The organism is Endozoicomonas sp. ALB115 (genome assembly GCF_049310245.1).
Classification (GTDB): domain Bacteria; phylum Pseudomonadota; class Gammaproteobacteria; order Pseudomonadales; family Endozoicomonadaceae; genus Endozoicomonas.
This window is the reverse complement of record NZ_JBLYZG010000157.1, coordinates 1-2,576: the sequence shown is the minus strand read 5'-3', so window position 1 is coordinate 2,576 and position 2,576 is coordinate 1. Positions and strand designations below refer to the sequence as shown.

General features: G+C 49.3%; 2 protein-coding genes. Both read left to right on the top strand.

Annotated elements, in window-relative coordinates; translation table 11 throughout:
* Window positions 1–833 (top strand): hypothetical protein (locus ACO6VE_RS24260; RefSeq protein WP_422464050.1); only part of this gene is annotated, 833 nt, incomplete at its 5' end.
* Window positions 834–839: 6 nt separating this feature from the next.
* Entirely contained in the window at window positions 840–2,555 is a 1,716-nt protein-coding gene (locus ACO6VE_RS24255) for a hypothetical protein (RefSeq protein ID WP_422464048.1), read from the top strand.
* The last annotated feature ends 21 nt before the right edge of the window (window positions 2,556–2,576 follow it).

Sequence of the window (2,576 nt, the reverse complement as noted above, 5' to 3'; positions counted from 1 at the left end):
TTTTAGTCGAAGAATTGTGCGGGCATGATTTTTTTACCTCTTCTGTATCTCTCGTGGCTGTAGTGCTTCAGGATTCATCGGGAATTACTGATTCAGATGACAAAAATTATTTAGAAGTATTTTTGAATAATGTATTAATCAAAACTATCAGTGTTCACGATTATATAACTAACCCAGACCGGACTTTTAAGCTTTTTTCACAAAAAGGTCAGACATCTGAATATGGTTATTCGACACCGGGCAACGATATGGCATTAGGCTGTGTGGCTGTTTGGAGCAGAGCGATAACGGATGATGAAATCAACAATTTGCATCAGGCAAGCACTACCGGGATAGACATGCCTGATGCTGGCGGTGGTGGAGGCATCCAGATTCCGGGGAATGGTAATACAACAACGGTTAGCGGGAATATCAAAGAGAATGATCTACCCGTCAGTCGTCGGGTGTTTGCTGTCAGCCAAGAAGCTCTGCCCATCGGAGGATCAAATGATACCAGTCAAGCCGTATTGGGATCAGCAATCAGTGATGATAGCGGTAATTACAGTATTGATACATCCCCTTATGAGGGAGCAGTGCTTGTCGTTGCTGAGGATGACTTTGGTAGCGAATGGCAACCTGATACCAATTATCAGGTCAACGATGTTATCAGGCCGCTCAATTTCCAAGGCTACGTTTACTATTGCACTGTCGCCGGAGTGAGCAATAGCACTGAGCCAGTGTGGTGGATTGATACCGATAACGTCCAAAGTGTAGGCACTGCAAAGTTCAAGGCAAAGCCATTTAGTCGACCACTGACTCATGGCCCTGTTAATCCTACAATTATCCCAAATTAATAATTTATGGCTTATGTAATTACAGCTCCGGTTGATTTCGCTTTCGGTCTTGATGCATATAAGCCGAGTGCTGACTTTGGCTTTTATCCGACAGCCAGATATGCCTTTGTTCCGCCACCTTCCGTTATCCGGTTTTATCAGGGTAACTGGAAAAAAGCCGTTGGCCGACAGCAGCAGAGAGCGGCGGTTTATTCCACCAGTCGGCCTATCAGCTCTTCCCGGACGCAAAGTAGTCGGCAGGCAAGGTCTGTGGAAGCTTCACCTTTTGGGCTATTTTGGGGGGCAGTGGCTAAAAAGGAAGCTCAGGTCAGTTTTAGTCATAGCGACAGCCTGAAAAAAGAGGCGACAGCTGACGGGCGTTGGCAGCAGGCTGTTAACATAGACGGTCATAAGTCGCAGCGATGGGATCAGTCCATTCAGGCAAAGGATGAGAAAGATCGTATTCTCTGGAACCGGCCTTTTGTAAGAGACAGCAATCAGATCAGCAGCTTCCGGCGAGTGGATGAGTTCAGTCCTGCTCATCAGATAGAGAAGCTGGGCTATCTGATACCGAGCCTTATTAATTTCCGCTTTGCTGGCATTCCCTATTCGCCCGAAGCCACACCTGCTGTTTATTTCCGAATGGGACGATTGGTTGATGCCAAGGTTATTCAGCCAAGGGATAGCAAGCGGCGCTTTGCCTTCCAGAAAAACAGAGCCGAGGATCAGCCGGTTATTATACCGTGGGGCTTTGGCCAGAAAGCCAAGGATGAGAGCGTTACCGGCAACTATGGCGGCGAGACAGACCCGGTCATTGTGGAAAAGCCGGAGCCGGAACAGCCAGAGATCAGGGAGAGTTATCTGCTTATGAACATCATCACCACCGTCGTATTACCTTCCCGGACACCGCTTGAACTGCCCTCAATGGAAATTAGCCTGGATATTGATAGCTTCTCATGGAGCTTTACCGGGCAGCTGTGGGGCGCTTCCAATATTGCACTGGTGGAACCGGACAAAAGCGGTCCGAAGCAAATTGAGGTGGATATCAATGGCTGGAAATGGATCTTTATTATCGAAAGATATAGCACGGATAGACGCTTCGGGGATGAACGTTACACCCTCTATGGCAGCAGCCGAACCCAACTACTCGCAGCGCCTTATGCACCACAACGAAGCAAGAGCAACAGCGCCAACCTCAACGCCAAACAGGCTATCATCGAAGAACTGGCCAATACCGGATTCACAGCAACCTATCCTGACCTGAATGACTACAGCACACCGGATTGGATTATGCCCGGAGGCTCATTCAGCTATCAGAACCAGACCGCTATGCAGGTAGTAGCCAAGATCGCTACTACTGCCGGATCAGTGATTATCCCAGGCCGTGATAATGACCAGGTGAGCATTCAACCCCGATACCCGGCCAGCCCTTGGGCATGGAGTACGGCCACGATGGATAAGATTGTGCCTGCCAGTATGGTCATCAGTTTAAGCGCCAACTGGCGACCGGAGCAGGCTTACAATGCAGTCTATGTTTCCGGGACTAATGCTGGTGTGGCGGTCAACGTCAAAAGAGCCGGCTCCAATGGCGATAACCCGGCTCCCGATATTCTGGAAGACTGGCTCACGGAAACGCAGGTCAATACCGAGCGAGGCCGGAATGAGCTGGCCATAGTGCATATTCTGGCTAATCGTGAACGCTCATTCTGGCAAAGCGTGAACACGAATTCTGGCCAGGCGTGAACATGGATTCTGGCTGATCGT

Coding starts and splice junctions, on each gene's coding strand:
- ACO6VE_RS24255 (WP_422464048.1), top strand. CDS start 840: ATGGCTTATGTAATTACAGCTCCGGTTGATTTCGCTTTCGGTCTTGAT.